Origin of the sequence: Bacillus cereus group sp. BceL291 (assembly GCF_051776705.1) — a bacterium.
GTDB classification, from domain to species: domain Bacteria; phylum Bacillota; class Bacilli; order Bacillales; family Bacillaceae_G; genus Bacillus_A; species Bacillus_A cereus.
The window spans coordinates 1-6,846 of record NZ_JBPWAP010000141.1 but is presented as its reverse complement, the minus strand read 5'-3'; the positions used below and the strand labels follow the sequence as shown (position 1 = coordinate 6,846).

Here is a 6,846-nt window from a genome sequence, read left to right as displayed (position 1 = left end):
GATAAAATGACAGCCTTACACATCAACTCTGATGAGTATTACAATACGATTTTTTTACCAATTTTACGCCATGATTGTGAAGAAGATTGTTATTTTCCATTTGAAAGGAAGTACTGTTTAGAGGTGTATGGCTATCCATGTACGTTAGAAGATATGTTTAAGGAGTGGGGTCTTTATATTATTAACAAGATGGATTGTACATTAGAAAAAGTTATGTCTGAGTATGTAGAGGTTACAAATCCTTTATTTGATCCGACTGTAGAAGAATTGGCCAGAATTATTAAATATAACAAAGAGCGAACTAAGGAGTGTAGTAGATTATTTAATATTCCTCTTGAGCCATTAAAGAAATTATTAAAGGAGTCCTCCCATACCGTTATTGAGATTATTCAAAACGTTGAAATGGAGGACATATCAAAACTTCCTACACACTTAGGTGTTCAATTTGCTTATAGAAGGGAAACGAAAGAACTTTACATGTATCATGGAGAAAAACATTTGCCGTGGCTTTATCGAGTATTACTTTTTCTTCATATTTTTGAGTTATCTATTCTACGTGTAAAGTAATCAATTGTTGTGAAGTAGAAAAATAATAAATATATAACCAGGGGGAAATTCAAATGAAAATGAGTTATGAAGTATCTATATTTTGTTCTGCACATCCAGATGATTTTATGCCAAATTTACGTGCATTACGAATGAGGGTTACAAAGGAAGGAGCATTTTGGGAACGAGATTGTTATCAGTTTTCCATTAAACCATCAAACTTGTCACAGCGAGCAGCCAAACAAGCAGGGGAAATCTATTTGTATCATGTTCATTTTAATGGATGTGTACGGGATTTCCTTTTTTTATTGGAAAGATGTTTTAGAGGGACGAGTTTTCGCTTTACTGCTATCCGTGGTTTTTTAGATGTAGAAGGTTATTCACTTAAAAAATGGAAACCGATTCTACGTAACCACCACATAAATTCTGCAGATGTAGATTGTATTTTCAAGAAAGATGATCTTGTAATGATTGTGCATCAGCATGGAGGTTTAGAGGTGGTTAAGCGTGCGGAAAAAGGCGAACAATTAAAAAAAGTAAACTTTCTGGAGGTAGATAGCTGGTTACAAGCACTAAATCCGACAAAAGAGGATCTTTTCTCTTTAACAGGTGTGAGTGTATCGTAATGAGTGATTTACATAACTATATGGAAGTCTACAGACAGAGGGAATGACAGAAATCCGTAGTGAAAAACGACTATGAATTTCTGTCTTTTTATTTTATAAAGGAGGATTTTAGCATGAATTTATTTGAACTGTTCGATTTAGAGGTAAGAGAAAACATAATAGTACAAGATGTGAGGACAGATAAACAAGTTCGCAATCAATACAGCTATGATGTTGGTGAGAAATTAGTAGGAGCTAAGAAAGAGCTAAGAGCCTTAAAAGAATCATTTTTAGTATCATTTTCTTTAGAAGTTTTAGCAGAAATTGAAAAAGAATCTCCAGTAGAAGCGCTCAATACATTGGATCGAAACGCATTAATTCCATTCTCTTTTGAACATGAAAAAGAAAATGATGTCCCGCCACGTGTTGCAAAATTAAAGCAACTGCTAGTGGGCAGGATTGATAAGAAGCCAATTGTAGATACACCGACTGCAAGGAAACTGTATGTGCAAGCATGTAGAAGAGTTTGGCATGATATACAGTTAATACATACCTCAGAACAATGGATAGATCTTGTTGGTTCTTACGGTAAGGAAATGCAAAACGGTTGGTATGCATTTAAAAAAGATAAGAATGTCACATACACATTTAAAAGAATGGTAGAAGAATATTTTGATGAATTTGTTGATGCAGATGGTATGGAGTTATTAATATTAGGAAAGAAATTCATATCACTTTGTACAAATTCAAAAAGTATTAATTCTACATACCTTCGTGTATCACATGAACTAACATGGAATGATTTACTTACGAAAAAGGTTACGACTCGTAAGAAATCCACAGCTGCTTGGAGTAGGAAACTGCCAGATACCCTCCAAAGAAAAGGACCAGAAATAGAATTTGCTACCAAACCTGAAGACGTAGTTACTATGTTTGGATTGAAGGGAATGCAATTTGGACATTATTGCACCGAACAATATGCAAAAGAACATATTGAGCATGTATCTGAGGCGTTACATGATGTAGCCCGTATATTGGGGATTCCACCTGAGTATATAGGGCTAGGAGGACGCTTAGGGCTGGCAATTGGTGCGAGAGGAAGCGGCAATACATTAGCACATTATGAACCTTCTACCCAAGTCATTAATTTAACTCGTGATAATGGAGTCGGGGCATTGTGTCATGAATGGGGACATGGTGCGACACGTTTCTCTATAAGTAGTTGAACTACGAAAAGAGAACATAAATCAGTATTTATTAAAGGTTTATGATAACTGTATTCTCGATAGATGAAATGAGAGCTGCCAACAAAAGCTTGAAGCGTCTACTCTGATACTCCTACATGCGATAAAGCGCCTATTGGCTTTATTGTATGAAGCTAGGTGAAGTCGCCTGAATAATACCCTAACATCTCCTTTACGAGTTGTGGAAAAACAAGTAGAGGTACTTGTCGTATTAGATAGGGCGGGAGGCTATAAAACGATTATGGTTAGTAATTCCATTAAGGATAGACGAACAACTGAATGTACCCATCTATACCCATAATGTCTAGAAATGGACTTCTTGCTAAGTTCGCAAGGTCACTTACCGATGAGTAAAAATCGTGATTATGAAAATCGGGAGCAATTATATGGTATTGCTAAAGTGACAGGTGGAGAGGTTGGACCTAAAATCGTATGCACAGCTAGAGGTTACGGAACGTGGAAAGTCACATACAGAAATGTTAATCGTTATAGGCGAGTGTTCTGTCACTACAGGGAAGCTAAATACTAGAAGAAATGTAGTTCAATGTGATGAGAGTAGGGGCATAGTACCGTTGAAACTATGGAAACATAGTGGAGGGATAGCCCTAAGTCAATACCAAAATAATTATTATAGTGAATATGTTTGGAATCGAGTAAGAGTAGATAGGTGAAATCCTATAAAGGAGAGTAACAAACAAACTAATGGCAAATCGTAGTATTCAACCACAATATTATAATTTTCAAGGGGAATTAGATGGTCTGTATGTAAAATCAAAAAATGGTGGGAACTTCAAAGATTTATATTCTTTCATTATTGATGAAAGAAATATAAAACTTGCCTTTGGTACTATTAAATCTAATCAAGGAAGTAAAACACCTGGTACTGACCAAATAACAATTAATGAATACAAAGGATTCTCAGATGATGAAATCATTCATCTAGTCCGTGAAAAACTAATTAACTTCAAGCCTGATAGCGTAAGAAGGGTTTTCATACCCAAAGCTGATGGAAAAAGTAGACCGTTAGGAATACCAACTATGCTTGACCGCATTATTCAACAGTGTTTCAAACAGATTCTTGAGCCGATTGTAGAAGCAAAATTTTATGAGCATAGCTATGGGTTTAGGCCTTTGAGATCGACTCACCATGCAATCGCTCGTACCAACTTTTTAATTAATATTAATAAGCTTCACTATTGTGTAGATATTGATATAAAGGGTTTCTTCGACAATATCAACCATAATAAGCTAATAAAACAACTATGGAATATTGGGGTAAGAGACAAGCAGGTTCTAGCAATTATTAAGAAAATGTTGAAATGTGAAATTGTGGGTGAAGGTAAAGCGGAAAAAGGAACGCCACAAGGTGGTATCCTCTCTCCTTTATTGGCCAATGTCGTACTTAACGACTTAGACCATTGGGTAGCTTCACAATGGCATAACTTCCCAACGAATACACACTATGAAGATAACAGACCAAGATATAGGGTACAGAAGAAAACGAAACTAAAACAAGGCTTTATTGTGCGATATGCAGATGATTTTAAAATCTTCACAAATAGCTACAATTCAGCTAAAAGATGGTTTCATGCGGTGAAAAACTACATTGAAAAGAATCTAAAGCTTGAAATCTCAGAATCTAAATCAAAAATTACTAACCTTCGTAAAAGGAAGTCGTTATTTCTAGGAATCGAATTTAAAGCAGTTGCTAAGAAGAAAAAATTTGTGGCACAAAGCTACATTCCTAAAGATTCAATGAAATCAATTCAAGCAAATATTAAGAAGAAAGTGAAGTCTATCCGCATTAATACGATTCCAGTAAAAGTATCTGAATTAAATGCTTATATTCGTGGTGTGCATGACTACTTTAAAGTTGCAACACAAGTAAACAAAGGTTTTCACAAAATCACCTATCACTCTAATAGGGTTATTTATAATAGGTTAAAAGGTAAGGTTTATTTCCATGCGGATAATGGAAGTAATAAAGGTTATAAGAAATCAGGCTACAAAACTTTTAATGTTGGTGGTATTCAAGCAATTCCCATCGGTAACGTGTCACATTCAAGTGCTATGAATTTTTCTCAAGCCCACACCATTTACTCAGAAGAAAGTCGGGTAAAGTACGGCCACAAAGAAAAAGCAGCACATATGAAAAAGGCATTTGCTTATCTTGAAAGGAATTTTGTTCCCAACCGTAGCATTGAGTTTAATGATAACCGTATTCGTCGCTTCGCTCAAACACAAGGAAGATGTGAAATCTCAGGTGTTGAGATGGCATTCTACCCCCAAATGGTACGTTGCCATCATGTGAAAAGGCGGGCTGATGGTGGCGATGATAATTACAGAAATCTCATTATTGTACATGAATTAGCACACAGATTGCTTCATGCTACAAAACCGAACCTTATCGAAAAACTAATGAAACAGCTTATGCTTAGTGATAAGCAGGTTGAGAAGGTAAATAAACTACGATCCAACATGAATCTATTTACTATTTAATAATACAAAAGTTATTGATGGAACGCCGTATGCGGTGAAAGTCGCACGTACGGTGTGAGGCGGGGGAAAAGTTGGAGATAACATCAAATTCTTACCTATCGTACCCGAAATGGGCAGTAGCTACCCTCTTGCTAATCGCAGGAGGATGCTACACATCACTGGATCATTTCTTATATGATTGTAGTCATGATTTTAAAAATGGTAGCCTTGCTTTCCTATCAAGTGGGAAGAGTATCGGAAATATTTTGCCTGCTATTATCAAAGATAGGATGCAAGCTGTGCTAGATGCTTGTAAACAAGGAAAAGTGGCCAGAGTAATTAATGTGGAAAATGCCCATGCTAGAAAGTGGTATTTCTATGGTAGCGTCATTAATAGTTATGATGTATATAAGGGGAATGTGTCAGGTATTCTAGAATCCTATCACTTAAGTTCGTACAGAAAGCTGGATACCTTATCAGGGGCAGCTAAGACGCGTATGGAACGTAAAGTTGAAAAAGAATTTGAGAAAACCGCACAAATGTTGGCTGCTTATCACTATAAAAAAACAGGCGAGAAACTTAATGAAATATCTTATCAAGCGAAAGGGTCTGTATACTTTGATACAGCCATTCAGTTAGATAAGAAGAGAACCAAAAAGTATTGGTCTACGAATCATGAGATGTTTGCTAGAGCATTTGAATCGTATGTAGAATCAGCTTTGCTAGATCAAGAACATAGAAACGATTATTTAGTTTGTGATACATATTCTTTTGTATATCCGTTAGGAGAACAAAGAGAATATCTGAATAGAAGTATAAAGAGTTTAATGGAAGTAGCTGTTCCATATATAATTAACAGTATACAAGGAGTGGGGAATAATGAATTATAACATTCAAAAAGGTCAATTTCGTTTAACGAGTGCTTATCCAAGAGGTAGCTGGTGGGAATTTTACCGTGTTACGTGTCCGATTTGTCATGATACAGGTAATTGCATGCTGCATGTTTCGCAAGAGAAGGTAGCATGTACACGTGTAGAAAGTAAATGGATTTACGGAAAAAACACGGGCAACCCAAGCTACATTCACTACATAAATGGAAAAGATAAGTATCGATTGCCTGAGGCGGATGAAGTTCAGATTCATGATAAGAAAAGCAATGAGGAATTAGATGTGTTTAATCGGAAATTAATGGATTTCATACCATTGCAGGAGCATCATCATACACATTTATTACGAGATAGAAAAATGAGCGAGGAACAAATACAAGTACGTCAATATCGATCTTTCTTAAAACAACAAATTGTGTTAGAGAAGGATAATACGTATACGACTGTTTGGGAACAGCATTTTAAACAGATGGGGAATAAAAACTGTTGGCAGGGGGTTCCGGGCTTTTATGAGATGAGGAAGGGTCAACTTTCTCTTCGTTTGATGTCAGGATCTCCTGGTATATTGATCCCTTTTCGAAACCAGTACAATCAAATTGTTGGATGGCAGGTTCGTGTGGATGAAGTGAAAAACTCCGTTCATGTGAAATCGGCACCCAATGGAGTTCAAGCGGAATTAATCGAACAGCCTAATGTTGTAAAGATAACTAAAAATGGTGATTGTATCTTTGAAGGCGAACTAGAAGTGAGCAAAAAGCTAGAGATACCATTTCAAGAGGGACAAATTGTTGTAAAGATACATAAAGGGCAAAAGTATCTGTGGCTCTCATCAGCAAACAAAAATCAGGGGACTGGTGCAGGTGGTAGTGAAAATCCACTTCCTGTACATGTAGCGGTACCGAGTTCTCATTTAAAACATTGGAATTCTGGTACATTGCATCAAACTAAATCAGTAATGATCACAGAAGGACCCATGAAAGGTGCGAAACGTTCCACTATAACTGAGTAGTCTCATGAAATGTGGGGATATATTTGTAGAATATATCTAACTATTTACTCGAATTATTAGGTGAAAGTCCTAATCAT

General features: G+C 36.1%; 4 protein-coding genes and 3 pseudogenes. All 7 read left to right on the top strand.

The window, feature by feature from the left end; translation table 11 throughout:
* The coding region (locus tag ACS2CR_RS32910; protein ID WP_242300375.1) for a hypothetical protein at positions 1 to 567 on the top strand (567 nt) is incomplete at its 5' end.
* Positions 568 to 620: 53 nt separating this feature from the next.
* Positions 621 to 1,172 (top strand): hypothetical protein, encoded by a 552-nt coding sequence (locus tag ACS2CR_RS32905; protein WP_000784218.1) that lies wholly within the window; start codon positions 621 to 623, stop codon positions 1,170 to 1,172.
* A gap of 113 nt (positions 1,173 to 1,285) precedes the next feature.
* A pseudogene (locus ACS2CR_RS32900) lies at positions 1,286 to 2,362 on the top strand (hypothetical protein); the annotation flags it as partial.
* A 379-nt stretch (positions 2,363 to 2,741) separates the two neighbouring features.
* Positions 2,742 to 2,924: a hypothetical protein gene (locus ACS2CR_RS32895; protein ID WP_021727900.1), complete on the top strand. Its 183-nt coding sequence runs from the start codon at positions 2,742 to 2,744 to the stop codon at positions 2,922 to 2,924.
* 173 nt (positions 2,925 to 3,097) lie between these two features.
* Complete coding sequence (gene ltrA / locus ACS2CR_RS32890) at positions 3,098 to 4,894, top strand: group II intron reverse transcriptase/maturase (RefSeq protein WP_000013625.1); 1,797 nt, start codon at positions 3,098 to 3,100, stop codon at positions 4,892 to 4,894.
* Between the two features lie 155 nt (positions 4,895 to 5,049).
* A pseudogene (locus ACS2CR_RS32885) lies at positions 5,050 to 5,763 on the top strand (LPD1 domain-containing protein); the annotation flags it as partial.
* A pseudogene (locus ACS2CR_RS32880) lies at positions 5,753 to 6,739 on the top strand (hypothetical protein); the annotation flags it as partial. The pseudogenes ACS2CR_RS32885 and ACS2CR_RS32880, both read left to right, overlap by 11 nt.
* Positions 6,740 to 6,846: the final 107 nt, after the last annotated feature.

Coding starts and splice junctions, on each gene's coding strand:
- ltrA (WP_000013625.1), top strand. CDS start 3,098: ATGGCAAATCGTAGTATTCAACCACAATATTATAATTTTCAAGGGGAA.
- ACS2CR_RS32905 (WP_000784218.1), top strand. CDS start 621: ATGAAAATGAGTTATGAAGTATCTATATTTTGTTCTGCACATCCAGAT.
- ACS2CR_RS32895 (WP_021727900.1), top strand. CDS start 2,742: ATGAGTAAAAATCGTGATTATGAAAATCGGGAGCAATTATATGGTATT.